This is a genomic window from Streptomyces sp. NBC_00887, assembly GCF_045207585.1.
The window spans coordinates 9394444-9420010 of the sequence record NZ_CP108788.1 but is presented as its reverse complement, the minus strand read 5'-3'; the positions used below and the strand labels follow the sequence as shown (position 1 = coordinate 9420010).

The following is a 25567-nucleotide window of genomic DNA, read 5'->3' as shown; positions in this document are numbered from 1 at the left end:
GCAGAACCGATAAGGCAGAGCGACCATGACCGCAAGCGAACCGGCACCGCTGACCGGCGCCACCGCGCCGTGCTGGGTCCATCTCGTGACCCGGGAGCTGGGGGCCGCCCAGCGCTTCTACGGTGCCGTCCTCGGCTGGACGTTCCGCACCGGCCCGCTGGGCAGGGACTACGCCATGGCCCGTTCGGACGGGGTGCCCGTGGCGGGAATCGGCGCCGTCGCCTCCGCCTACCAGGTGGGCGTGGCCTGGACCCCGTACTTCTCGGTCCGGGACGCCGATGTGGCCTCGGCCCGCATCCGCGAACGCAGCGGCACGGTGGCGGTGGGCCCGCTGACCATCGGCAAGGGACGCGCCGTCCTGGCAGCCGACCGGGACGGCGCGTCCTTCGGCGTCTGGGAGTGGACGGGGCGCGCGGCGTCCCTCGCGCCGTCGGGTCACCGGGCGCACGCCTGGCTCAGGCTGCGCACCAGGAACGCCTTCGACGCCGCGATCTTCTACGGCGAGGTGCTCGACTGGGAGAGCGGGGCGCCCGGCTGTTGCGAGGTCTCGTACGTCAAGGAGGAGGTCCTCGTGCGCTGCGACGGCCGTCCGCTGGCCCGGATCAGCTCGGGGGCGGTCGAGGCCGCACCCGACCCGATGGTGCGCCCGCACTGGCAGGTGCAGTTCCCGACCACCGATGTGACGGCGACGGTCCGCCTCGCGGAGGAGCACGGAGGCACGCTCATGGAGCGGCGCAGCGTGCCCCACGGCAGTGAGGCGACGCTGCGCGACCCGGACGGCGGGCTGTTCACCGTGACGGACGTACGCAGCCCCGCCGACAGGGACGACGACTGAACGGGTCACCCTGCCGAACCGGAATCCCCGTCGCCCCTCCGGCCACCGCCGGAGCGAGGGCCCCGGGCGATGGCCCACAACGGGAAGACGAACCAGCAGGCCAGGAACCACAGCGCCATCGCGCCCACCAGCCACAGGGCCAGGACGTTGTGGAGCGCCACCCGCAGGATGAGCAGCAGGGTCGAACACATCGTGCAGAAGAGCAGTCCGAGCCCGAGCTTCGTCAGGCGCGAGGCCCAGGTGACGGTCTGCGGCTTCATCCGTCTGCCGGTGAGCAGCCGGTGGTAGGACACCGGCCCTATCAGTGCGGCCGCCGTGGCCGATCCCAGCATGACGGTGACGACGTAGATGTTCCGGTCGGCGGTGGAGAGGTCGGCGAACCGGGGCTGGAAGACCACCGCGAGCAGGAAACCGAACAGGATCTGCACGCCGGTCTGGGCGACCCGCAGTTCCTGCAGCAGATCCGTCCACTGCCGGTCCGCCCGTTCCTCCTTCGTCTCCTCACGGCCTCTTCCGGCCGTCGCGCCCCGTTCCCCACCATTGCCACCGGCATCCGCCGATATCCGTCCCATCGGTGCCTCCACCACGTCGAGTGGCTGGTACTGGTGCCCCGCGGTCGCGCTGCGAATCCTTTCGGCGGGAAAGCAGGTGGTGATCCGTCCGGGCCATGGCGGGCCGGGCCCGTACCGGCGAACCGGCGGTGCGCAGGGGAACGGCACATTCGCGCGTGCTGTCCATAGTGGCACCTACCTGGGAATTCACCACGTCGGCCTGGCCTCGCCCTCACCCTCGGCCGGTGCGGACGGCGGCCCGGCGAGCGGCCGAAACCGGGCGATCAGAGGCCAAGCCCTCGACGCACCGTGACCCCTCGCCTAAGATCTTGTGTACGGCATCGCGCGTCGGTCACCGTCCGGGTGAGGCGTGGAGGTAGCCCGTGAGATGCCTTTTGGAGGCATTCCACAGTGTCAGTCGAGTTGAATCACACCATCATTCACTGCCGGGACAACCGTGAGTCCGCCGATTTCCTGGCGCACATTCTGGGCCTGGGCGCCGGAAGGGAATGGGGCCCCTTCATTCCGCTCGTCCTCGCGAACGGCGTCACGCTGGATTTCGCGACCGTTCCCGCCCAATCGATCACCGCGCAGCACTATGCGTTCCTCATTTCCGAGGCGGAGTTCGGCACGGCCTTCGAGCGGATCAAGGCGCAGGGGATCACGTACTACGCGGATCCCCATCAGAAGCTCCCCGGCGAGATCAACCACAACGACGGCGGGCGCGGGATCTACTTCCCCGATCCGAGCGGGCACGGGATGGAACTCATCACCCGCCCGTACGGCGGCTGGTCGTAACAGCGGCTGTCCGTAGCGCATCCGGGTGGCCCGGCCGGGATCCGGCCGGGCCACCCGCCGTCAGGGGCTCTCGACCGGGAGGGTCAGTTCGGGGCGGTCCCACATCACCGCGGGCGGGCGGGCCGTCACCGTGCCGGTGCGCTCCGCGCCCACACTGCGGTAGAAGCCTTCGGCGGGCGGATGCGAGACCACCCGCACGCCGCTCAGTCCCGCGCGGCGCGCCTCGTCCCGCAGGTGAGCGATGAGGAGGCGGCCGATGCCCAGCCCCTGGGCGTCGTCGCCGACGAACATGAGGTCGAGTTCGGGCGGGGAGACGATCAGCGAGTAGAAGCCGAGCACGCGGTCGTCGGCGCCGACGGCGGCGAAGACCCTGTGGGTCTCGATGTAGTCCGGGCCCACCCGGTACCCCTGGACCATCGGTGCGTACGGCCCGTCGTAGGCGCGTGAGGTGGTGACGAGACGGGTGAGCCGCTTGGCATCCCGCGCGACGGCCCGCCTGATGCGGACCCCTGCGGGTCCGGTGGACCCGCCACGCCGGTAGGTAACGCTCGACTTCATACGGCGAGTATTACGTACCCAGGACTCCCGGCGCGCAGGGACCCGGTGCGCAGGGGGCCCACCGGTTCCGGCTCAGCCCCGGCCCCGCTGCTCCCGCCACTCCCCCACGACGGCCTCGACGTCGAAGGGCGTGAGGTTCAGGGGCGGACCCTCGGGCGGCATGAGGAGCGCCTTGCGGATCTTGTCGTTGATCTCGTTCAGCAGGCGCCGGACCTCGGCTTCCGTCCTGGCAGCCGAGACCGCTTCCCTGGCATCCTCCGCCTCTTTCCGCAGGGTCAGCGACGGCGGGAGCACGGACAGTCCCTCCCGCTGCATCTTGGCCTTGATCCACCACGTCTCGTCGTAGGGCCGTTCGAGCCCGGGGATCGGCTTGCCGAAACCGGGCAACGCGGAGAAGTCACCACGCTGTTCGGCCTCACGGATCTGCTTGTCCACCCAGGATTCGAAGCTGACGCCGGTGGGCTTGCGCTCGGTCACCGTGTGCCCCTCTCAGAACCCGTCCGGCAGGACTCCGGGTTCGGGCCCGGGTCCGGCGCTTTCCACGATACCGAGCAGCCCGTCCGCATGAACTCCGTCAAGCGGGTACACGACTGCTTGCAGACGGCCCGGCACTTCGACCGGGCCCGTCCGAAGGGAGTTGACGAAAGTGAGACAGCGCTACGCACCGACCGCGAACCGACAGGAGGGTCAGTCATGACGACTGTGGTGATCATCGTTGCCGTCGTCCTGCTGGCGGCACTCGGCTACTTCCTCGTCCGTCGCCGGACGGACGGCGGCCATGGGCTGCGGCGTCGCTTCGGACCCGAGTACGACCGCACGGTCGAGCGGCACAACGGCGACACGAAGGCCGCCGAGCACGAGCTCGCCGAGCGCGTGAAGCTGCACGGCCACCTGGAGGAGCGACCCCTGCCTCCGGAGGCGCGCGAGGGATACACCGACCGCTGGGCCGCGGTGCAGGAGCAGTTCATCGACTCGCCCACCGAAGCGGTCGCCCAGGCCGACGCACTGCTGGCGCAGCTCGCCCGGGACCGGGGCTTCCCCGACGGGGCCGGCTTCGAGGAGCAGACGGCCGCCATCTCGGTGCATCACGCCGAGCATGTCGACGGGTACCGCAAGGTGCACACGGCGGTGCGCGGCCAGGGCGGCACCGAGGACATGCGCAAGGCGCTGATCGAGTCCCGTGCCCTCTTCGACGTACTGCTCGGACACGCCCCGGATGAACCGGCCCACGCGAGCCGGCACCGGACGAACGGAAGGACCGCATGATGCACCGCACCGGACCCACCGACAGTTCCGCGAACGAGGCGCCCCGGACCGCGGCGGAAACGCGGCACACCGAGACTTCTCCGGCCTCGACGGAAACGCGGCACACCGAGACACCCCGGACCGCCCCGGAAACGCGGCACGCCCCTGCGCCCGGGACTGCCGCGAAGCGGACCGCGACACCTGGCTCCGACCCGACCCAGGTCATGAACCGGGGTCCCGGCGATGCCGGTGCGCCGCCCGCCGCACGCCCGTCCACCGCGTCGGCCCCGGCAGGTCGGCCGGCCGGCCGGCCCGAGGCCACCCCGGCGGGCATGCCCCTGCTGCCCGTCAAGGAGCAGGAGTCGCTGACCGAGCGCATGAAGCAGGCGATCGCCGACTTCGTCGAGAGCCCGCGCCAGGCGGTCGAGGAGGCCGAAAGCACGTTCGACAGGATCGTGGCGGATCTGACCGAGGCGCTCGAGGAACGCAGGCGCAGCCTGCGCACGAGCTGGCAGGCAGAGGACACCGAGGCCCGGACGGAGGAGCTGCGGGTCGCCCTGCAGCAGTACCGTGACGTCGGCGAACGGCTCCTGCGAGTCTGACCGGAACCCCGCAACGGCGGCCCGGTGCGAGGTCCTTCGAGGACGTCGCACCGGGCCACGCGGCGTTTCAGGCCGGTACCGCCAGGTCTGCGCGCAACCGCTCCACCACCGCCGGGGGTACCCGCAGCGCCTTGTGGAGATAGCCGTCGAGTCCGCCCCACTTCTCGTCCATCGCGTCCAGGGCCGCTTCGAGGTAGCGGGGGCGGACTTCGATGATCGCGGACGCGATGTCCGGGTCGCCGCCCGCCTCGAGGAAGCGCTGGACACCGGGCCCGAAAGCGCCCCGGACGGCCTGGTTCACGGCCAGGAACTCCGCCCGGACGACGTCACGCGACGCGCCCGCCATGAGCAGCAGGAGCGCGGCGGCCCAGCCGGTCCGGTCCTTGCCGGTCGCACAGTGGAACAGCACAGGTCGCGCACGCGGGTCCGCGGCTGTCTCCAGGAAGGCGCGGTAGGCGGCCGCGGCACCGGGCGAGAGAACCATCTTCCGGTAGGTCTGGGCGAACAGTTCCTCAGCCTTGCCGTCGCCGAGCGCACTCGCTGCGCCGTCCGGGTCGCAGAGCAGCGCCCTGATCCTGGCCGGTGCCACGCCTGGGTTGTCTCCCAGGACGTCGGCGACGAAGAGCCGCGCGCCGGGCGGCAGGCGGTCGGGCGCCCACTGGCGCTCGTCCGCGGTGCGGAGGTCGACGACGGTACGGATACCGAGTGCGGCCACCGCCATGTCGCTCTCGGCGTCGAAGTCGCTCAGCTGACCCGAACGCAACAGGATTCCCTGGCGCAGGCGGCGGTCGCGTCCCAGGGCGATGCCGCCCAGGTCGCGCAGGTTGACGACGGTGGCGGCAGGGACGGCCCGGGCTGTCTGCACGATGAACTGCCTCATTCCCGACGAACTCCACAGGTCAGAATCAACGTCGCACGTAGCGCGAAAATCGACAAAGGGATAGAGCCGGGTACCGGCGGGGATGTCAGTCGGCGAGGATCCTCGTCTTCTGCGCCGCGAACTCGGCGTCGGTGAGTACGCCCTGCTGCCGCAGCTCGGCGAGCCGCTCGAGCAGGGTGATGACATCGTCCCCGCCGTCCGCGGGCTCCCCCGCGCCCCCCTCCGCGGGGAGGCGCTCATGCGCCACGAGCTGTCCGCCGGCCTCTTGGACCGCACGGGTGAGGGGCACCGCCCAGAGGTCCTCGCGCGCGATCAGCGCGGCCGAGTTGCCCGGTGGCACGTTCCGGCCGAGTGAGTCGATGTCCTTGACGGCAGACAGGCCGGCCACCTCACCGGCGACCGGTTCGAACGACACCAGCCCGTCGGGGTCGACGTCCCGCAGCTCCTTGAACGCGAGCGCGCCGCCCTCGCCGCGGTGGACGAAGGACAGGTCCAGGACCCGCACCGCCTGCGACGCGACCGCGTCGGCCAGAGCCGATGCCATCGGACCGGTGAGGGTGCTGCCGGGAAAGACGACGACGAGGTACTCCACGGGTCCCACGGCCACGACGCGCCCCTTTCCTGCGTTGCTGGAACGTCAGAAGCATAACTTCGGACATTCAGTGACGCACTGTGAAATTTCATGACTGAGGCAACGTATTCGCCGCATTGCCCACCATCGACGAGTACGACGGGACCGAACCCGCTCGTCCCCCGGACGGGGGAAACGCGACGGTCCGTAAAGGATCAGGTGCGTTCCGGAGAGGGCAAGGTCACAGCCGGTGCCACTGCTGCCCGTCAGAGCGCTGACCTAGCATCTGAGCATGACGGTCCTGCCTGCTGACGGGCTCTCTCTGGCCGCCGAGTTCCCTGACCCCTCCCATGATCAGTGGCAGAGCCTTGTCGAAGGCGTACTGCGCAAGTCTGGCAAGGAAGTCACGGGCACGGCCGCCGAGGAAGCGCTGTCCACCGCGCTCGGGGACGGGCTCACCGCCCGCCCCCTGTACACCTCCGACGACGTATCAACCGACTCCGGCTTCCCCGGCTTTGCCCCCTTCACCCGGGGCAGCAAGGCTGCGGGCAGCATTGCGGGCGGCTGGGACGTACGGCAACGCCACGCGCTGACGGACCCCGTACGCCTGAACGAGGCCGTACTCGGCGACCTCGAGAACGGCGTCACCTCGCTGTGGCTGGCCGTGGGCGGGCCCGGCGGGGTTCCGGCCACCGGCCTCGCCCGTGCGCTCGAAGGCGTCTATCTCGACCTGGCGCCCGTATCGCTCGACGCCGGGAGCGACTTCGAGCCTGCGGTACGGGAGTTGCTGGCGCTCTACGAGGCGCGGGGCGTCGCGAAGTCTGCCGCGCGCGGCAGCCTCGGCGCGGACCCGCTCGGCCACGCGGCCCGCACCGGCGGCGAGCCGGACCTGACGGCCGCCGTCCACTGGGCGCGGCTGTGCGGCCGCGAGTACCCCGGGCTGCGCACTCTGGCCGTCGACGCACTGCCGTACCACGAGGCGGGCGGCTCGGCCGCCCAGGAGTTGGGGCTCTCGCTGGCGACGGGCGTCGCCTATCTGCGGGCGCTGACCGAGGCGGGAGCCTCCGTCGAGGAGGCGTGTGCGCAGCTGGAGTTCCGGTACGCGGCGACGGCCGACCAGTTCCTGACGATCGCGAAGCTGCGGGCCGCGCGACGGCTGTGGGCCCGGGTCGCCGAGGTGTGCGGAAGCACCGCGGCAGGTGCGCAGCAGCAGCACGCCGTGACCTCGCCCGTGATGATGACCCGCCGCGATCCGTGGGTGAACATGCTGCGGACGACGCTCGCCTGCCTCGGCGCGGGGGTCGGCGGGGCCGACTCCGTCACCGTCCTGCCGTTCGATCACGCACTGGGTCTGCCGGACGCGTTCGCCCGGCGGATCGCCCGGAACACGTCGACGATCCTCATGGAGGAGTCGCATCTGGCCCGGGTCATCGATCCGGCAGGCGGTTCCTGGTACGTGGAGCGGCTGACCGATGAACTCGCGGCCGCGGCCTGGTCGTTCTTCCAGGAGGTCGAGCGGGCGGGCGGTCAGGCCGCCGCGCTGCGCTCCGGCATGGTCGAGGAGCGGCTCGCCGGCACCTGGGCCGCCCGCAGCAAGGACCTGGCCCGGCGCAAGGAACCGGTGACGGGCGTCAGCGAGTTCCCGACGCTCACCGAGCGGCCCGTGGAGCGCGAGCCCCACCCCGCCCCTGCGTCGGGAGGACTGCCGAAGGTCCGTCGCGACGAGGCCTTCGAGGCTCTGCGGGCCCGGTCGGACCGCCACCTGGCCGCCACCGGAAGCCGCCCGAAGGTGTTCCTCGCCGCCCTGGGCCCGGCCTCGGTGCACACGGCGCGGGCGTCCTTCGCAGCGAACCTCTTCGTCGCGGGCGGCATCGAACCCGTCCACGAACCGGCTTCCGTGGACGCCACGACCGCTGCCGGGGCCTTCGTCGCCAGCGGGGCGACGATCGCCTGCCTGTGCTCCTCCGACGCGCTCTACGCCGAGCAGGCCGACGCCGTCGCCGGGGCCCTCGCCTCGGCCGGAGCGCTGCAGGTCCTCCTCGCGGGCCGGCCCGGCGACTACCCGGCCGTCGACGGCCACGTGTTCGCGGGCTGCGATGTGGTCGCCGTCCTCTCCTCCGTACTCGACTGCATGGGAGTGGCGTGATGCAGACCACCGAGACCTCCGGGATCCCGGATGCGGGAACCCCTGTTCCGGACTTCTCCGATGTCCCCCTGGCCGCCGACGCCCCTGCGGAGGTGTCCGGCGACCGGTGGCGTGCCGCGGTGAAGGAGTCGACCGGTACGTCCGAGGACGAGCTGCTCTGGGAAACACCCGAGGGCATCGCGGTCAAGCCGCTGTACACCGGGCAGGACCTGGAGGGCCTCGACTTCCTTGAGACCTACCCGGGCATCGCCCCGTACCTGCGCGGCCCGTACCCGACGATGTACGTCAACCAGCCCTGGACGATCCGGCAGTACGCCGGGTTCTCCACGGCCGAGGAGTCGAACGCCTTCTACCGGCGCAATCTGGCGGCCGGCCAGAAGGGTCTCTCCGTCGCGTTCGACCTGCCCACGCACCGCGGCTACGACAGCGACCATCCCCGGGTGACCGGTGACGTCGGCATGGCGGGCGTGGCGATCGACTCGATCTACGACATGCGCCAGCTCTTCGACGGCATTCCCCTGGACAAGATGTCGGTGTCGATGACGATGAACGGCGCCGTGCTGCCCGTGCTCGCGTTGTACATCGTGGCCGCGGAGGAACAGGGCGTGCCGCCCGAGAAGCTGGCCGGGACCATCCAGAACGACATCCTCAAGGAGTTCATGGTCCGCAACACCTACATCTATCCGCCCGGTCCGTCGATGCGGATCATCTCCGACATCTTCGCGTTCACCTCGCAGAAGATGCCGCGCTACAACTCCATCTCCATCTCCGGTTACCACATCCAGGAGGCGGGGGCGACGGCCGACCTGGAGCTGGCCTACACCCTGGCCGACGGTGTGGAGTACCTGCGGGCGGGACGCGACGCCGGTCTCGACGTGGACGCGTTCGCGCCGCGGCTGTCGTTCTTCTGGGCGATCGGCATGAACTTCTTCATGGAGATCGCGAAGCTGCGCGCGGCCCGGCTCCTGTGGGCCAAGCTGGTGAAGGAGTTCGAGCCCAAGAACTCCAAGTCGTTGTCGCTGCGCACCCATTCGCAGACATCCGGGTGGTCGCTGACCGCTCAGGACGTCTTCAACAACGTCACGCGGACGTGCGTGGAGGCGATGGCCGCCACCCAGGGCCACACCCAGTCGCTGCACACCAACGCCCTGGACGAGGCGCTCGCCCTGCCGACGGACTTCTCGGCCCGGATCGCGCGCAACACGCAGCTGCTGCTCCAGCAGGAGTCCGGCACCGGGCGGGTCATCGACCCGTGGGGCGGCAGCGCCTACGTGGAGAAGCTGACGTACGACCTGGCGCGGCGGGCCTGGCAGCACATCGAGGAGGTCGAGGCGGCCGGTGGCATGGCGAAGGCCATCGACGCGGGCATCCCGAAGCTCCGGATCGAGGAGGCCGCGGCCCGTACCCAGGCGCGGATCGACGCCGGGCGCCAGCCGGTCATCGGCGTCAACAAGTACCGGGTGGAGACCGACGAGAAGATCGACGTGCTCAAGGTCGACAACTCCTCGGTGCGTACGCAGCAGATCGAGAAGCTCCGGCGGCTGCGCGAGGAGCGGGACGAGGCGGCCTGCCAGGACGCCCTGCGGGCGCTGACGGCGGCGGCCGAACGGGACCCGGGACCGGGCCTGGAGGGCAATCTGCTGGCGCTCGCGGTCGACGCGGCCCGTGCGATGGCCACGGTCGGCGAGATCTCGGACGCTCTGGAGAAGGTGTACGGGAGGCACGCGGGCCAGATCCGTACGATCTCCGGCGTGTACCGCAAAGAGGCAGGAGAGTCCCCGTCCGTGGACCGTACCCGCACGCTGGTCGACGATTTCGAGGAGGCCGAGGGCCGGCGTCCGCGCATCCTGGTCGCGAAGATGGGCCAGGACGGCCACGACCGTGGCCAGAAGGTGATCGCCACCGCCTTCGCCGACCTGGGCTTCGACGTCGACGTCGGCCCGCTGTTCCAGACGCCGGGCGAGGTCGCCCGGCAGGCGGTCGAGGCTGACGTGCACATCGTGGGCGTCTCGTCGCTGGCCGCCGGGCACCTCACGCTCGTACCCGCGCTTCGCGCGGAACTGGCGGCCGAGGGCCGGGAGGACATCATGATCGTGGTGGGCGGGGTGATTCCGCCGCAGGACATCGAGACGCTGCACGAGGCGGGTGCCGCCGCGGTGTTCCCGCCCGGCACCGTGATCCCGGACGCGGCCCACGACCTGGTCACGCGGCTCGGTGCCGCGCTCGGCCACGAGCTGTGAGCCGCTGACGGATGGCTCCGAACATCGACGTCGACGCATACGTCAAGGGCGTGCTCGACGGGAAGCGTGCGTTCGTGGCGCGCGCGATCACTCTCGTCGAGTCGACCCGCCCCGATCACCGGGTACTGGCGCAGCGGTTGCTGGGCGAGCTGCTGCCCTGTTCGGGGCGGGCCAGGCGCATCGGTATCAGCGGGGTTCCCGGCGTGGGGAAGTCCACGTTCATCGATGCGCTCGGCACCCTGTTGACGGGGCTCGGGCACCGGGTCGCCGTACTGGCCGTCGACCCCTCGTCCAGCCGTACGGGCGGTTCCATCCTGGGGGACAAGACCCGGATGGAACGGCTGGCGGTGGACGCCCGGGCGTTCGTGCGCCCCTCCCCCACCGCGGGGACGCTCGGCGGGGTGGCCAAGGCGACCCGTGAGTCCATCGTGGTGATGGAGGCGGCGGGCTACGACGTGGTCCTGGTGGAGACGGTCGGGGTCGGGCAGTCGGAGACCGCGGTCGCCAACATGGTCGACACGTTCCTGCTGCTCACTCTGGCCCGCACCGGCGACCAGCTGCAGGGCATCAAGAAGGGTGTCCTGGAACTGGCCGACGCCATCGCGGTCAACAAGGCCGACGGCCCCCACGAGCGCGACGCCCGCTCGGCGGCACGTGAACTGGCGGGCGCCCTGCGGCTGATGCACCCCGTGGACGCGGCGTGGACTCCCCCGGTCATGACCTGCAGCGCCCGGGAGTCGACCGGTCTGGACGAACTGTGGGAGCGGCTGGAGCAGCACCGAACGCTCCTGGACAGCACGGGGCGGCTCACGGCCAAGCGCCGCGAGCAGCAGGTGGACTGGACATGGACGATGGTCCGCGACGAGCTGCTGGACAGCCTTCGCAGCCATCCGACCGTGCGTGCGCTCACCCCGGAGCTCGAACAGCGGGTACGCGGGGGCGAGTTGACGGCCACTCTGGCCGCCGAACAGATCCTCGGAGCGTTCCGTGGGGATGCGGCGGCTCCGCCGGCCACGGCCGGCGGGAAGAAACCGGAAGACAACTGAGGCCCGTTCGCGCACAGTGGGTGCGGTGACCGATGACACCGCACCCACGACCCGTTCCAGCGAGCTGCTGGGATTCGCGCCCGATGCCCGGGTGCTCATCGTCAACTGCGACGACTTCGGGATGTACCACGCGGTCAACTCCGCCGTGATCGCGTCGATCGAGAACGGCATCGCGGCCTCGTGCAGTCTCATGGTGCCGTGCCCGTGGGCGGTGCACGGCATGCGTCTGCTCCGGGAGCGGCCGGAGATCCCCTTCGGGATCCACCTCACGCTCGTCTGCGACACGACGGACTACCGCTGGGGGCCGCTGAGCGCGAAGGACAGGGTTCCCTCGCTGCTGGACGACGCAGGCGAGCTCTTCACGCCGGCGGGCATCCCCGAGCTGCTCGGCCGGGCCCGCCCGGAAGAGGTCGAGCGCGAGTTCCGTGCACAGATAGACGCCGTCGTGGACGCCGGTCTCGAGCCGACCCATCTCGACTGGCACTGTCTGGCGGACGGCGGGCGCGAGGACATCCTCGACCTGACCGTGGCCCTGGCCGGGGAGTACGGCCTGGCCGTGAGAATCTGGCTCGAGCCCGCCAGGCAGAAGATGCTGCGACAGGGTCGGCCGGTCACTGATCACGCCTTCCTGGACAGCTTCGCGCTGGACCTCGACGGCAAGGCTGCCCGCTTCGCCGAGCTGCTGCGCTCCCTTCCGGCAGGGCTGAGCGAGTGGGCGGTGCATCCCGGGCTGGCCGACGAGGAGTCACGGGCCATCGACGGCGGATGGCAGGTGCGCAGCACGGACCTCGAATTCCTCACATCGCCCGAGGCGCACGAGATCCTTCGGCAGGAGGCCGTCGTGGTGACCGACTACCGCGCGGTCCAGCGGGTCTGGGCCGGCGCCGACGGCGCCAGGTAGCCGGGCGGCCTCCTTCCCTCCCCTCGGCTTGCGTGCTACGGTGCGATCAGCACGTGTGTACGCCACGAATTGGGCGCCGGTGCTGTTTCCTCTCATTTCTGCTGTTGTGCCCGTCCTCCAGGGACCGGCGATCCGGCTTCTCCGCACCACTTCTTCTGTCCGGTCCGGGCTTTTCTGCCCGTCACCCGGGGCGTGATTCCGCCGCCTCCGCTTCGCCGGACACCTCATTCGCCTTGTCCGCGAAAGGACCCACCCATGACCAGCACACTCGAACGCCCCGTCACGCAACAGAATCAGCCCGTCCGCACCGCGGGTGTCCTCGACACCACGAACAACGGACACGGCGTACTGCGCACCGACGGCGGCCATCCCTCCCCCGGTGACATCCAGGTGTCACCCTCACTCATCCGGCAGTACGGCCTGCGCAAGGGCGACGTCGTCTCCGGAACCTGCGAACGACCGCGGGCACTGTCCCGGATCGACTCGGTCAACGGCCGTGCGGCACAGGACCTTCGGGGCCGGCCGCACTTCCGCGACCTCACCCCTCTCCACCCCCGGGAGCGGCTGCGCCTGGAGACACCGCGCGGCGGACCCGCCACGCGCGTCGTCGACCTCGTCTCACCGGTCGGCAAGGGGCAGCGCGGCCTCATCGTCGCGCCCCCGAGGACAGGCAAGACCGTGCTCCTGCAGCAGCTCGCCGCAGCCGTCGCCACCAACCATCCGGAATGCCATCTGATGGTCGTCCTCCTGGACGAACGCCCCGAGGAGGTCACGGACATGCGCCGCTCCGTACGCGGCGAGGTGTACGCCTCCACGTTCGACCGGCCCGCGAAGGAGCACATCGCTCTCGCCGACCTCGCCGTGGAACGGGCCAAGCGGCTCGTCGAGCAGGGCCAGGACGTCGTGATCCTCCTCGACTCCCTGACCCGGCTGTGCCGGGCCCACAACAACGCCGCCGGGGCGGGCGGACGCACCCTCAGCGGTGGTGTCGACGCCTCCGCCCTCATCGGCCCGAAGAAGCTGTTCGGGGCGGCACGCCTGGCCGAGGAGGGCGGTTCGCTGACCATCCTGGCGACCGCACTGGTGGACACCGGATCCCGTGCCGACGACTACTTCTTCGAAGAACTGAAGAGCACCGGCAACATGGAACTGCGTCTGGACCGACGGCTGGCCGACCGGCGGGTCTTCCCCGCCGTCGACATCACGCTGTCCGGCACCCGCCGCGAAGAGCTCCTGGTGCCCGCCGCGGAACTGGCCGCCGTACGGGGACTGCGCCGCGCCCTGCGGTCCAGGGACGGACAGGCCACCCTGGAGGTCCTGCTGGAGAAGGTCCGCGCGACCCCGGACAACGCCACGTTCCTCCGGCAGGTCCAGCACACCGTTCCCGCCGCGTAGCAGCCCCGCTCACGACAGTCCGGTGCGCGCCGGCCCGCATCAGCCCGTGCCGCCCAGCGCCTCGGCGACCAGGGTGCGCGCCTCGTCCTGGACCCTGGCCAGGTGCCCGGCGCCCTGGAAGCTCTCCGCGTACACCTTGTACACGTCCTCCGTTCCGGAGGGACGGGCCGCGAACCAGGCACTGTCCGTGCAGACCTTCAGGCCGCCGATGGCCGCACCGTTGCCCGGCGCCTCGGTGAGTACGGCGGTGATGGGCTCACCCGCCAGGGTGTCCGCCGTGACCTGGTCCGGGGAGAGCCCGGCCAGTACCGCCTTCTCCTCACGCGTCGCCGGAGCGTCGATCCTGGCGTAGGCGGGGTCGCCGAAACGCGCGGTGAGCTCGCCGTAGTGCTGGGAGGGTGTGGAACCCGTGACGGCGGTGATCTCCGAAGCCAGCAGGGCGAGCAGGATGCCGTCCTTGTCGGTGGTCCACACCCGGCCGTCGCGGCGCAGGAAGGACGCTCCGGCGGACTCCTCCCCACCGAAACCCAGGGTGCCGCCGAACAGTCCGTCGACGAACCACTTGAATCCCACCGGCACCTCCACCAACGGGCGCCCGAGGTCTGCCGCGACCCGGTCGATCATGGAGGAGGAGACGAGGGTCTTGCCGATGCCGGTGCCGGCGGGCCAGCCGTCGCGGTGGGAGCAGAGGTAGCGGATGGCCACGGCCAGATAGTGGTTGGGGTTCATCAGCCCGCCGTCGGGGGTGACGATGCCGTGCCGGTCGGCGTCCGCGTCGTTGCCGGTGGAGACGGTGAACGCGTCGCGCTGCTCGATCAGGGACGCCATGGCGTACGGCGAGGAGCAGTCCATCCGGATCTTTCCGTCCCAGTCCAGCGTCATGAAGCGCCAGGTGGGGTCGGCGAGCGGGTTGACCACGGTGAGATCGAGCCGGTGGCGTTCGGCGATCCGGCCCCAGTAGGCGACCGAGGCGCCGCCGAGCGGGTCGGCACCGATCCGGATGCCCGCGTCGCGTACGGCGTCCAGATCCAGGACGGCCGGGAGGTCGTCGACGTACGCGGTGAGGAAGTCGTGCCGCCCCGTGGTGTCGGCGGCGAGTGCCCGGGCGTACGGGATCCGCCGGACCTCCTTCAGCCCGCCCTCGATCAGGGTGTTGGCCCGGTCCTGGATCCAGGAGGTGGCGTCCGAGCCGGCCGGCCCGCCGTGCGGGGGGTTGTACTTGTAGCCGCCGTCGGCCGGCGGGTTGTGCGACGGGGTGACCACGATGCCGTCGGCGAGACCGCTGCCACGGTCCTGGTTGTACGTCAGGATGGCGTGCGACACGGCCGGGGTGGGGGTGTAGCCGTCGTCGCTGTCGATCAGTACGGTGGCCCCGTTGGCGGCCAGCACCTCCAGGGCGGTCACCCGCGCCGGTTCGGACAGCGCATGGGTGTCGGCGCCGAGGAACAGCGGCCCGTCGGTGCCCTGCCGCATCCGGTAGTCGCAGATCGCCTGGGTCGTGGCGGCGATGTGGTCCTCGTTGAAGGCTGCCGCCACGGCCGATCCCCGGTGCCCGGAGGTGCCGAACGCGACACGCTGGCCGGGTTCGGCCGGGTCGGGGTGGACCGTGTAATAGGCGGTCACCAGGCGCGCCACGTCCACCAGGTCTCCGGGCTGCGCCGGCTGACCGGCCCGTTCGTGAACCATCGGTTCTCCTCTGTCGTCGTCGGTGCGTCCACGGACCGGACCACCGTCACGGGGCGGACGATCATCACGAGTTGTACCCGATACTGCGCCTTCGGCCGCACGCACGGGTACCCGCGGCCCGACAGCAGTAGATCCGGAGCACGGTCCCCGCCCGGGGTCGTTCGCGACAATTGGCCGGTTCCCGCACAGGACACGGCGGAACGGGCAGGGCCCGGAGGCCCCTCTCATGGGCGGTACACCGAGGGCCGCAATTCGCTTCGTACGACTCGGCATCCGGTGGCGGCACTTCAGGATCCCGCGGATTCCGGTATCCCGAATTCATCGACGCGTCGACGGCATCCCTGATCGGCCGAACGCAAGAGGAATAGGCACGGCATTGCCATCATGGGGCACAGTCCCGAACTGCAGAAGATGCGGGGCCATGACACGCCGCAGCATTCAGCGATCCGGTGTCAGTACCCCTGGTCGGAGCCAATCCGCATCACCTGATGCGCGAGTCATGCGTGTGTTCCCACAGACTGTCTGCCACAGTGCATTTCGGTCTAACCCACTTATCTCCGCCGCCATATTCCTTTCCGTCGGTCCTTACCCGAACCGGCTCGTCGGGGGCATGTGAGAAGAGAGCCGTGCGTGCTGCAGAAGAGTTGCACTGAGGAAAGACAACTGACGGTCCTTCATTTGGTCCAGCCGGTGGAGGGGGGAGTCGCACGGGTCGTGACCGACCTCGTCGCCGCGCAGGTCCGGGCAGGGCTGCGGCCTGTCGTGGCCTGCCCGCCGGGCGGTTCGCTGACGTCCGGGGCTTCCGTGGCGGGGGCCCGGGTGTGTACCTGGCCGGCCGAGCGTGCCCCGGGGCCGGGGCTGGGCCGGGAGGTCCTCACCGCGAGCCGTCTGATCAGCGCGTACGCACCCGACGTGATCCATGCCCACAGCGCGAAGGCCGGTCTCGCGGGTCGGCTGGCCGTCCGGGGCCGGGTGCCGACGGTGTTCCAGCCCCACGCCTGGTCGTTCGATGCCGTGGAGGGCCGGACCGCCCGGCTGGCCCTGAAGTGGGAGCGGTTCGGGGCACGGTGGAGCGACCGCATCCTCTGCGTCAGCGAATCCGAACGCCGCGCGGGCGAGCGCGCGGGCGTCGCCGCCCACTGGTCCGTGATCCACAACGGCATCGACCTCGGCCACTTCCGGCCGGCCGGCCGGGAGGCCGCGCTGGCGGCCCGCGCCGCCCTGCCGCTCCCGGAGACCGTCCCCGCCGGTGCCCCCCTGGTCGTGTGTGTCGGGCGGCTGAGCCGGCAGAAGGGCCAGGACGTGCTGCTGCGAGCCTGGCGGCGGACGCGGGTACCGGGGGCGCGGCTCGTCCTGGTCGGTGACGGACCGTGCCATGACGAACTGCGGCGCGCCGCACCTCCGGGTGTGCTGTTCGCGGGATCGAGCCGGGACGTGCGGCCGTGGATCCACGCCGCGGACGTCCTGGTCCTGCCGTCGCGGTGGGAAGGGATGGCACTGGCCCCGCTCGAGGCGATGGCGTGCGGCACCCCCGTGCTGATGTCCGATGTCAACGGCGCCCGGGAGAGCCTGCCGCCCGGCCACGAATCCCACTGCCTTGTGCCGCCCGAGGACCCTGCAGCCCTCGCGACGGCCCTGACCGCTCTGCTGACCGACCCGCCGCTGCGGAAGGAGCTGGGCAGCACGGCGCAGAGACATACCCGGTCGGTCTTCGATGTGAGGAAGACCGCCGGAGCGGTTCTGAGCCTTTACCAGGAACTAGTCGGCCTGTCCCACCCCACGACGAGGAAGCGCACCGAGCAATGACGACGGAGAGTGCACCTGTCCCCCGAGCCGCCCAGGCAACAGCCGTACGTCGTACGGCTTCCGCTGCCCGCCCACCGCGCGGCGGTACCGGGCGCGCGCAGTCCCTGCGGGCCGCCCGGAGCCTCAGGAGGTGGGGGTCCCCGTCGGGGCTCGTCGCCGCCGACGGCCTGGCGCTGGCTCTCGCCCTGGCGTTGGTGGCTCCCCTGCCGTGGCCTCCGGGGGTCTTCGTCCTCCAGGCCGCGGCCCAGGTGCTGCTGCACGCCCGTCGGGGCCTGTACCGGATCGGGCTGTCCCCGTCCGTCCTGGCGGAGCTGCCCGCGCTGCTCGGTCTTTCGCTGGTCCAGTGGTGCGTGACGGCCGAGGCACTGACCGCGTACGACCCCCGTTACGGCATCGGCTGGACCGCGCTGGCCTGCGCGGTCGCCGCGCAGACGCTGTTGAGCTGCGGTGCGCGCACTGCGGTCCACCGGACCCGGCTGCGGTCGGCTGCCCGCAGCCCCCAGTCGGCCCTGGTCGTGGGCGACGGTCAGGTCGCCGACCGGGTCACCACTGTCCTGCAGGAGCACCCGGAGTACGGGCTGCGGCCGGTGGGCCGGGTGGGGTCCGACGTTCCGACGGCCGTTGTCCCCGGGGCCGGTGCGACGTCCGGCGGAGCTCTGCTCCCCGTCCTCACGACCGCGCAGGACGTCGGCCGGGCGGTCATCCAGAACTCCGTGCGGCACGCCGTTTTCACGGTGCCGCCCGAGTCGGCACCCGGCGGGGCCGCGTTGTTCGGGCAGTTCGTCCGGCAGGGCTGCCGCGTGTGGTTGATCACCGAGCCGGGGACGATCGCCCCCTGCCGGACCGCGTCCAGACCGGACCATGTGTGGGGGTTCGCGGCCCACGCGCTGGACGACGGCCGGCACCGGCCGGCCGGCCACCGGGTCAAGCGGGTGATGGACGCCGTCCTGGCCATGATCGCCCTGATTGCGGCAGCCCCCCTGCTGGCCGCGTGCGCACTTGCCGTACGCGTCTGCGACGGCCCCGGAGTCGTCTTCAGGCAGGAGCGCATCGGACGGCACGGACGGCCGTTCGTCCTGCTGAAGTTCCGCACCCTGCGCCCGGCCGACGCCCATGAGTCCGCCACCCGGTGGAACGTGTCGGGCGACGAGGGCATGAGCCGCGTCGGCAGGACGCTCCGCCGGACGTCCCTCGACGAACTGCCGCAGCTGTGGAACGTGGTGCGCGGCGACATGAGCCTGGTCGGCCCCCGCCCGGAACGCCCCTACTTCGTGCAGCACTTCAGCCGTATCCACCCCGGCTACCGGGCGCGTCACCGCATGCCCGTCGGCATCACGGGGCTGGCCCAGGTGCACGGTCTGCGCGGCGACACCTCGATCGAGGACCGTGTCCGCTTCGACAACCGGTACATCGGGACCTGGTCGCTCTGGCAGGACGTGTGCGTCCTCGCGCGGACCGCGGGCTCGGTCTTCCGCCTCGGAGGCAGCTGAACCGTGACTCTCACCGTGACCGCCGCGCCGGCGGTACCCGTCGTCCGGTCCGGCCCGGCGCCCCCGGCCGTGCGCCGGTGGACGACCGCATGGCCGCTGCTGCCCCTGATCGCGACGGTACTGCTCCTGGCCGTACCGGCCGACGGCTCGGGGCCCGGGACCGTGTACGGCGTTCCGCCGGCCGACCTCGTCTCGGGCGTCGCGGTGCTCGTCTGTCCGGGGCGCCTGCTGTTCCTGCGGATGCGCCCTCTCACCCCGGCCGCGGCCGTCGTCCTGGGGCTCCCGGCCGTGGGCCTGGCGGTGGCCACGGTCACTGCGGCGGACCCGGCGGCGGCGCTCCCCGGATTCGTCCGGTACCTGCAGATCTTCGTGCTGGTACCGGCCGCCGTCCTCATCCTGGTCCAGGACGCCAGGGCGTTCCGGACCATCACGGGCACGCTGGTGCTCCTCGCGCTCGTCCAGGGCGCGACCGGGGTGTACCAGTACGCCACGGGGTCCGGCGCCTCGTACATGGGTGAGGACATCCGCGCCGTCGGTACGTTCGGGCCCAGCGACGTGATGGGCATGGCCACGGTGGTCGCCTACGGGCTGCTCGCAGCCGCCGCGTACGCGCTGGGCACCCGCGCCGGTGGGCCCCGGTGGCTGCGTCCTGGTGCCTTCTGTGTTGCCGCACTCCTGGTCGTTCCGCTCACCCTGTCGTTCAGCAGGGGGGCCTGGATCGCGACGGTCGCGGGTGCCCTGGCCGTGATCGCGCTGACCGGGCTGCGACAGGCCGTGCGCGCGCTGGCCGTGGTGTGCGCGGCCGGAGTCGTACTCGTCGGCGGTTTCGGCGTCGGGTCCGAGATGATCTCGCAGCGGCTCACCAGCATCACCGAGGTGACGCGCGCCCCCGACCGGTCGGTCAACGACCGGTACACCATGTGGGCGGCCGCCGCCGGCATGTGGCGCGAGCAGCCCGTGACCGGCGTCGGCCTCAAGGGCTTCCCCGCGCACCGCGACGGACACGCCTCGATCGGCCTCTCGTCGGGCAGTGACACCGCGGGCGCCGGGCAGGACTTCCGCAAGCAGCCGCTGCTGTCCCCCCACAACATGTATCTGCTCGTGCTGAGCGAGCAGGGCCTCATCGGCCTCACCGCCCTGGCGGGCACCTGGGTGGTGATCCTGGCCGGCGGGGTGCGCAGGCTGGTCCTCGCCCGGGCCCGGGGAGCAGCGGCCGTCGACTGCGGTCTCGCGGCGGTGGGGCTGATGACCTGGCAGACCGTCGACTTCCTGTACGCGGACATCGGCGGTCCCTCCACCGTCCTCACGGGAATCGTGCTCGGACTGGCCGCGTGGTGGGCGCTGGCCGAGCCGGAGAGGGCGACCGTCGCGTGAGCCGGGTCTCCGCAGCGACGGCCGAGAAGGCGAAGGGCTCGGGGACATCCGCGCCCGGAGCTCCGGCGGGGCCGGGACGGTTCCTCGCCCGGGCGGCCGCCGGTGCCGCCGGGCTGACCGTGATCGCCTCCCTGCTGGGGCTCGTACGGGACCAGGCCATCGCCCGGCTCTTCGGCGCGAGCCATGCCAGCGACGCGTTCCTGATCGCCTGGACCGTGCCCGAGATGGCGGCCACGCTGCTGATCGAGGACGGGATGGCCCTGCTGCTCGTCCCTGCCTTCAGCCATGCGCTGGCCCGGCGTGCCGCCGCCGGATCCGATGCGGACGGACTCGCGGACGATCCCGTGCGGGCGCTCGTCGCGGACACCTTTCCCCGGCTGTTCGCCTCGTTGGCCGGTGCGGGTGCCCTGCTGGTCCTGGGTGCTCCATGGGTCGTCAAGGTTCTGGCGCCCGGTCTGAGCGATCCCGGACTCGCCGTGGAATGCACCCGTCTGACCGCGGTCACGGTGCTCACCTTCGGCGTCACCGGGTACTTCAGCGCGGCCCTGCGGGCGCACGGGCGCTTCCTGGCCCCCGCCGGGGTCTACATCACCTACAACATCGGCATCATCGGTATGACGCTCGCGCTGCACTCCGTCTGGGGCGTGCGCGCCGCGGCGGCGGGGGTGGCCGTCGGCAGTGTGCTGATGATCCTGACCCAGCTGCCCACGTTCGCACGGCTGCTGCGGCGGCGGGTGCCACGCGCCGACGGGCCGCGCCCGGCGCGGGAGGGCCTCTCGCCGCTCCTGGGCGCCACGGTCCTCGCGCCCGTCGTGCTGTTCGTGGTGGGCCGTCAGTCGCAGGTGTTCGTCGAGCGGTTCCTCGCCTCGTCCCTGCCCGACGGGGCCATCTCGCATCTCAACTACGCGCAGAAGGTCGCGCAGCTCCCGATGGTGCTGTCCATGATGATCTGTACGGTGACCTTCCCGGTCGTCGCCCGGGCGATGGCGGCCGGGGACCGGGACGGCGCCCGCCGACGGGTCGAGCGCGATCTCGCACTGGCCGGGACGGTGGTCCTGCTGGGCACGTCGATGGTGCTCGGTTACGCGCACCAGATCGTCGAAGTGCTCTTCCAGCGAGGCGCTTTCGGCGCACAGGACACCGCGGCCACTGCCGGGGTGATGCGGATCTACGCACTCGGGCTGCTCGGCCACACCCTGGTCGGAACGCTGTGCAGGCCGTTCTTCTCCGCCGGAAAGCCCACCTGGTACCCCGTCTGCGCCATGGGCGTCGGGCTGCTGGTCACCACGGGGGCCGGTCTGGCCCTGGCCGGCCCGTTCGGCGTGAACGGCATCGCGGCGGCGAACGCCGTCGGCATCAGCACGGCCGCGCTGCTGCTCCTCCTGGGCCTGGGCTCGCGCGCGGTCGCCATCCGGGTCCGTTCCGTCGCGGTCTCCCTCGGCCGGCCTGCGGTCGCGGCGGCGGTCGCAGGGGCCGCGGGATGGGCTGCAGCCCCCGCGATCGGCCATCCGGCACTCAGCCTGGCGGCCGGCTGTGTCCTCGTCCCGGCGGCCTTCCTCCTCACCGGACTTGTCCTCAGAGCTCCCGAAGTCGTTCATCTGCTGGCTCTCACCCGACAGAGGTTCCTTCATGGCCGCTGACACATCGGCACACGCAGCCGTCCCGTCCGTTCTCCGAGCCCAGCCGTGGATTCTCACCTACCACTCGGTGAGCGATCCCACGGACGATCCGTACGGCATCACCGTCTCCGCCGACCGCCTCGACCAGCAGCTGACCTGGCTGCGCCGTCGCCGCCTCACCGGCGTGGGGGTCGGCGCGCTGCTGCGCGCACACGCCGCCGGCCGGCGCGGGCTGGTCGGGCTGACGTTCGACGACGGGTACGCCGACTTCCTCGACGAAGCGCTCCCGGTCCTGCTCGGGCACGGCTTCACGGCGACGGTGTTCGTCCTGCCCGGCCGGACGGGCGGATCCAACGCGTGGGATCCGCTCGGCCCCCGGAAGCCCCTGCTGTCCGAGGACGGCATCCGTGCCGTCGCGGACGCGGGACTGGAAGTCGGCTCGCACGGCATGCGCCACCTGGATCTGACGGCGCTGACCGACGAGGAACTGCGCCTGGAGACGCACGGCAGCAGGAAGGCGATCCGCGGCATCACCGGGACCGCTCCGGCCGGTTTCTGCTACCCGTACGGCACGGCCGACCGGCGGGTGCTGGCGTCGGTCCGGGACGCGGGGTACGGCTACGGCTGCGCGCTCGGCCCCGGTGCCCTCATCGGACCGCTGGCCCTGCCCCGTACGCACATCAGCCACGCCGACCGGGGCACCCGCCTGCGCGCGAAGGAACTGCGGCACCGGCTGCGCCACCGGCCCGACGCCGCCCCCGCGCCCGTCCCCACCGGAGGGCCCCGATGAAGGCCCTGCACATCATCACGGGCCTCGGGGTCGGCGGCGCGGAGCAGCAGCTGCGTCTGCTGCTCCGTCATCTGCCGGTGCCCTGCGACGTCGTGACGCTCACCAACCCCGGCCCGGTCGCCGAAGGGCTGCGCGCCGACGGAATCCGCGTCGGGCACCTGGGCATGAACGGCAACCGCGACCTCACCGCTGTACCCAGGCTGGCCCGGCTCATCCGCCGCGGCGCGTACGACCTCGTGCACACCCATCTGTACCGGGCCTGCGTCTACGGGCGGATCGCGGCCCGGCTCGCCGGGACCACGCGTGCCACGATCGCCACAGAGCATTCGCTGGGGCATGCGGAGATCGAAGGGCGGCCGCTCACCCGCGGCACCCGGGCCCTGTACCTGCGCACCGAGCGCCTCGGGGCGGCGACGGTCGCCGTCTCCCCCACCATCGCCGGCCGCCTGCTGGACTGGGGTGTGCCGGCCGCCCGGATCCACACCGTGCCCAATGGAATCGACGCGGCCCGGTTCCGCTTCGACAGCGGTCGGCGCCGGGCGACCCGGGCGCTGCTCGGTATCCCGGACGACGCGTTCGTGGTGGGGGGCGTCGGCAGACTCGTACCCGGAAAACGCTTCGACGTACTGATCCGTGCCGTCGCGGCGCTCCCGGGCGCCTGGCTCGTGCTGGCCGGGGACGGCCCCGAAGCCGGTTCGCTGCGCGCCCTGGCCACCCGGCTCCGGATCACCGGGCGGGTCCGCTTCCTGGGCGAGTGCGACGCGGACGGTGGCACGGCGGGCCCCGGGATCCCCGCGGTGCTCTCGGCCGTGGACACCTTCGTCTCGGCGTCCCGCGAGGAGACGTTCGGGCTGGCAGCCGTCGAGGCACTGGCCGCCGGACTTCCCGTCGTGCACAGCGCCTGTCCCGCCATCGAGGACCTCCCGGCCGGCCGGGCACCGGGCGCCACCCGCATCGGCGACGCCGGGTCCCTCTCCACTTCCGCCGACCTCACGCACGAGCTGACGGCCGCGCTGCGCCATCGGATGGAGAGCGGCGGACGACGACTGCCGCCGCCCCCTGCCGTGGACCAGTACGACATCAGGCTCAGCAGCGAGCGCCTCATGGATGTCTACGCGCACGCCCTCGACACCGCCCCTTCGACCTGGAGAGCACACTCATGACCGAGTCGCCCGAGCAGCAGCCGGCCGCCCACGGACGCCGCCCCAAATCCGCCCTACGCCACTGGTGGCCCCTGCCCGCCTGCATCCTGCTCGGAACGGCATCCGGGTTCTCCTACGGGCTGCTCGCCCCGACCGAGTACGCGGCGACCAGTTACGCCGTCGTGGCGGCCGACAAGGGCATCGATCCGTCAGCCGCGCTCGGCTACGCCCAGTCTTACGGCCGCCTGGCCACGAGCGAGGCGACCCTGGTCTATGCCCGCGGCGCCGCGGGCGAGCCGGTACGGGAACTGCGCACCCACGTACGCTCCGAGACCTCCCCCGACTCGCCCATGATCGCGATCACCGGAACGTCGGAGAACCGGCGTCGGGCCGCTGACATCGCCAACGCGGTCACCGAGGCCGTGGTGGTCAGCAGCGGTCATGTCGCCAAGGACACCGGGGTGAAACTCCTCAAGTTCTCGCACGCCGTTCCGTCGGCGGAGCCGGTGTCACCCTCGGTGCCCCTCGGTACGGCTGTGGGTGGGAGTGCGGGCGGGCTGATCGGCGGCCTGATCCTCCTCGTGCGGCCCCGCCAGGGACACCGGGGTGTCCCCGCCCAGGTGCCGGCTCCCGCCCAGGCGGACGGTCCGCTCCCGGCCGACGAACGGGAGCTCGTGCGATGACCGTCGACCTCGACAGGCGACTCACCGTCACCCTCTGCCGTGACCTGGAGGACTTCGCCGGACTCTCCGGGGAATGGGACGCCCTGCACCGCCGGTGCTCGACCTCCACTCCGTTCCAGAGCCACGCCTGGCTGCATTCGTGGTGGCTCTCCTACGGAGCGCCGGGCAGGCTCCGTGTCGTACTGACCCGGCGGAACGGGCGGCTGATCGGTGCCGCTCCCTTGATGCTCGTACACCGCCCGATGCCCCTGCTGGTGCCCATGGGCGGGGCGATCTCCGACTTCTTCGACATCCTCGTGGACGACGAGGAGGCGAAGGACGCGGTCAAGGCCCTGGAGCGCGGGTTCGAACGGGCCGCCGTCCACACAGTGATCGATCTGCGGGAGGTGCGGCCCGACGCCTCGGCCCAGCTGCTGTACGAGAACTGGTCCGGCGCCAGGAGCAGGCTCACGGACTCGACCTGCATGGAACTGCCCGCCGAGCCCATCGGCGCTCTCCTCACACGGATGTCCGGTTCGCGTGCCCAGCGCGTCCGCTCCAAACTGCGCAAGCTGGACGCCCTGAGGATCGAGTGCCGCCCCGCACCGGAGCACCGCGTGGCGGACGCGGTCGACACCCTGGTTCGGCTGCACGAACGCCAGTGGCGCGGCCGTGGGATCAACCCGGAGCACCTGCGGCCGCGCTTCTCCGCGCATCTGGTGCGTGCGACCCGCCGGATGGTCCGCGACGGCGAGGCGTCGCTGACGGAGTTCGTGCTCGACGGCGAAGTGGTGGCCGCCGACCTGTCGCTCAGGTCCGCGCGTCTGGCCGGCGCCTATCTGCACGGAGCCGATCCGGGGCTCCGGGAGAAGAAGGTGGACGTGTCGGTGATGCTGCTGCGCGAGGTGGCCCAGCAGGCGGCGGACACGGGGCGCAGCGTGCTGAGTCTGCTGCGCGGCTCGGAGCAGTACAAGAACAGCTGGGAACCCGTTCCCGTCGTCAACCAGCGCCTGCTGATCGCTCGGTCCGCTCTGGAACCGCTGCTCCGGTTGCGCGAGACGCAGGTGGTGGCGCGGGACCGGGCAGCGGAAGCCGTGAAGAACCGCTTTCCCGCCGCACGTGACTGGCACAGCCGGCTGAGCGCTCTGCCTGCCGGAGGCCTCTCCGTCATCGGCCGGAGATGACCGCGGATTACGACTTTTGATCCGATCCGTTACCGTCTGTCGATTT

Annotated in this window: 23 protein-coding genes; 17 read left to right on the top strand and 6 right to left on the bottom strand. The window is 71.5% G+C overall.

Annotated features, from left to right (window positions below):
* Nucleotides 1-25 precede the first annotated feature (25 nt).
* Nucleotides 26-835: a VOC family protein gene (locus OG844_RS42815; protein ID WP_406387868.1), complete on the top strand. Its 810-nt coding sequence runs from the start codon at nucleotides 26-28 to the stop codon at nucleotides 833-835.
* 5 nt (nucleotides 836-840) lie between these two features.
* Here the strand turns inward: OG844_RS42815 and OG844_RS42810 are convergent, their stop codons facing one another.
* Nucleotides 841-1407 carry a DUF6328 family protein gene (locus tag OG844_RS42810; protein WP_406387869.1) on the bottom strand — a complete coding sequence of 189 codons (567 nt, stop codon included), beginning with the start codon at nucleotides 1405-1407 and terminating at the stop codon, nucleotides 841-843.
* A gap of 390 nt (nucleotides 1408-1797) precedes the next feature.
* Between OG844_RS42810 and OG844_RS42805 the strand changes: the two genes are divergently transcribed.
* The gene (locus OG844_RS42805) at nucleotides 1798-2184 is read left to right on the top strand and encodes a VOC family protein (RefSeq protein ID WP_406387870.1); all 387 of its coding nucleotides are present in this window, start codon (nucleotides 1798-1800) and stop codon (nucleotides 2182-2184) included.
* Between the two features lie 60 nt (nucleotides 2185-2244).
* Here OG844_RS42805 and OG844_RS42800 read toward each other — a convergent pair whose 3' ends face one another.
* Together OG844_RS42800 and OG844_RS42795 are read right to left on the bottom strand one after the other, a co-directional pair.
* Entirely contained in the window at nucleotides 2245-2742 is a 498-nt protein-coding gene (locus OG844_RS42800) for a GNAT family N-acetyltransferase (RefSeq protein WP_406387871.1), read from the bottom strand.
* Between the two features lie 72 nt (nucleotides 2743-2814).
* Complete coding sequence (locus tag OG844_RS42795; RefSeq protein WP_406387873.1) at nucleotides 2815-3219, bottom strand: DUF1992 domain-containing protein; 405 nt, start codon at nucleotides 3217-3219, stop codon at nucleotides 2815-2817.
* 216 nt (nucleotides 3220-3435) lie between these two features.
* Between OG844_RS42795 and OG844_RS42790 the strand changes: the two genes are divergently transcribed.
* Together OG844_RS42790 and OG844_RS42785 are read left to right on the top strand one after the other, a co-directional pair.
* A complete protein-coding gene (locus OG844_RS42790; protein WP_406387874.1) occupies nucleotides 3436-4008 on the top strand; it encodes a hypothetical protein in 573 nt (190 codons plus the stop codon).
* A complete protein-coding gene (locus OG844_RS42785; RefSeq protein WP_406387875.1) occupies nucleotides 4008-4589 on the top strand; it encodes a hypothetical protein in 582 nt (193 codons plus the stop codon). The genes OG844_RS42790 and OG844_RS42785 overlap by 1 nt, the downstream gene beginning before the upstream one ends.
* Nucleotides 4590-4656: 67 nt before the next feature.
* Here OG844_RS42785 and OG844_RS42780 read toward each other — a convergent pair whose 3' ends face one another.
* Nucleotides 4657-5454, bottom strand: a complete 798-nt coding sequence (locus OG844_RS42780) for a tyrosine-protein phosphatase (protein ID WP_406395974.1) — start codon at nucleotides 5452-5454, stop codon at nucleotides 4657-4659.
* A 100-nt stretch (nucleotides 5455-5554) separates the two neighbouring features.
* The gene (locus OG844_RS42775) at nucleotides 5555-6076 is read right to left on the bottom strand and encodes a DUF6325 family protein (protein ID WP_406387876.1); all 522 of its coding nucleotides are present in this window, start codon (nucleotides 6074-6076) and stop codon (nucleotides 5555-5557) included.
* 256 nt (nucleotides 6077-6332) lie between these two features.
* Between OG844_RS42775 and OG844_RS42770 the strand changes: the two genes are divergently transcribed.
* From OG844_RS42770 to rho, 5 genes are all read left to right on the top strand, one after another.
* Nucleotides 6333-8186 carry a methylmalonyl-CoA mutase family protein gene (locus OG844_RS42770; RefSeq protein ID WP_406387877.1) on the top strand — a complete coding sequence of 618 codons (1854 nt, stop codon included), beginning with the start codon at nucleotides 6333-6335 and terminating at the stop codon, nucleotides 8184-8186.
* The gene (gene scpA / locus OG844_RS42765) at nucleotides 8186-10426 is read left to right on the top strand and encodes a methylmalonyl-CoA mutase (RefSeq protein WP_406387879.1); all 2241 of its coding nucleotides are present in this window, start codon (nucleotides 8186-8188) and stop codon (nucleotides 10424-10426) included. Before OG844_RS42770 ends, scpA begins: the two co-directional genes overlap by 1 nt.
* Nucleotides 10427-10437: 11 nt before the next feature.
* Nucleotides 10438-11472: a methylmalonyl Co-A mutase-associated GTPase MeaB gene (gene meaB, locus OG844_RS42760; RefSeq protein WP_406387880.1), complete on the top strand. Its 1035-nt coding sequence runs from the start codon at nucleotides 10438-10440 to the stop codon at nucleotides 11470-11472.
* Between the two features lie 25 nt (nucleotides 11473-11497).
* Complete coding sequence (locus OG844_RS42755; protein WP_406387881.1) at nucleotides 11498-12373, top strand: polysaccharide deacetylase family protein; 876 nt, start codon at nucleotides 11498-11500, stop codon at nucleotides 12371-12373.
* A gap of 255 nt (nucleotides 12374-12628) precedes the next feature.
* Nucleotides 12629-13768, top strand: a complete 1140-nt coding sequence (gene rho, locus OG844_RS42750; RefSeq protein ID WP_406387883.1) for a transcription termination factor Rho — start codon at nucleotides 12629-12631, stop codon at nucleotides 13766-13768.
* A gap of 39 nt (nucleotides 13769-13807) precedes the next feature.
* Here rho and pgm read toward each other — a convergent pair whose 3' ends face one another.
* Nucleotides 13808-15454 (bottom strand): phosphoglucomutase (alpha-D-glucose-1,6-bisphosphate-dependent), encoded by a 1647-nt coding sequence (gene pgm / locus OG844_RS42745; protein WP_406387884.1) that lies wholly within the window; start codon nucleotides 15452-15454, stop codon nucleotides 13808-13810.
* A gap of 630 nt (nucleotides 15455-16084) precedes the next feature.
* Here pgm and OG844_RS42740 point away from each other — a divergent pair.
* From OG844_RS42740 to OG844_RS42705, 8 genes are read left to right on the top strand one after another with little or no spacing between them, the layout of a single operon-like run.
* Nucleotides 16085-17260: a glycosyltransferase gene (locus tag OG844_RS42740; protein ID WP_406387885.1), complete on the top strand. Its 1176-nt coding sequence runs from the start codon at nucleotides 16085-16087 to the stop codon at nucleotides 17258-17260.
* The gene (locus OG844_RS42735; RefSeq protein WP_406387886.1) at nucleotides 17257-18750 is read left to right on the top strand and encodes an exopolysaccharide biosynthesis polyprenyl glycosylphosphotransferase; all 1494 of its coding nucleotides are present in this window, start codon (nucleotides 17257-17259) and stop codon (nucleotides 18748-18750) included. Before OG844_RS42740 ends, OG844_RS42735 begins: the two co-directional genes overlap by 4 nt.
* A gap of 3 nt (nucleotides 18751-18753) precedes the next feature.
* Nucleotides 18754-20124, top strand: a complete 1371-nt coding sequence (locus tag OG844_RS42730; protein WP_406387887.1) for an O-antigen ligase family protein — start codon at nucleotides 18754-18756, stop codon at nucleotides 20122-20124.
* Entirely contained in the window at nucleotides 20121-21764 is a 1644-nt protein-coding gene (locus OG844_RS42725; RefSeq protein ID WP_406387888.1) for a lipid II flippase MurJ, read from the top strand. The genes OG844_RS42730 and OG844_RS42725 overlap by 4 nt, the downstream gene beginning before the upstream one ends.
* Nucleotides 21754-22533: a polysaccharide deacetylase family protein gene (locus OG844_RS42720; protein WP_406387889.1), complete on the top strand. Its 780-nt coding sequence runs from the start codon at nucleotides 21754-21756 to the stop codon at nucleotides 22531-22533. The genes OG844_RS42725 and OG844_RS42720 overlap by 11 nt, the downstream gene beginning before the upstream one ends.
* Nucleotides 22530-23696 (top strand): glycosyltransferase, encoded by a 1167-nt coding sequence (locus tag OG844_RS42715; protein ID WP_406387890.1) that lies wholly within the window; start codon nucleotides 22530-22532, stop codon nucleotides 23694-23696. The genes OG844_RS42720 and OG844_RS42715 overlap by 4 nt, the downstream gene beginning before the upstream one ends.
* Nucleotides 23693-24358 (top strand): lipopolysaccharide biosynthesis protein, encoded by a 666-nt coding sequence (locus OG844_RS42710; RefSeq protein ID WP_406387891.1) that lies wholly within the window; start codon nucleotides 23693-23695, stop codon nucleotides 24356-24358. The genes OG844_RS42715 and OG844_RS42710 overlap by 4 nt, the downstream gene beginning before the upstream one ends.
* Nucleotides 24355-25521, top strand: a complete 1167-nt coding sequence (locus tag OG844_RS42705; protein WP_406387893.1) for a GNAT family N-acetyltransferase — start codon at nucleotides 24355-24357, stop codon at nucleotides 25519-25521. Before OG844_RS42710 ends, OG844_RS42705 begins: the two co-directional genes overlap by 4 nt.
* Nucleotides 25522-25567: the final 46 nt, after the last annotated feature.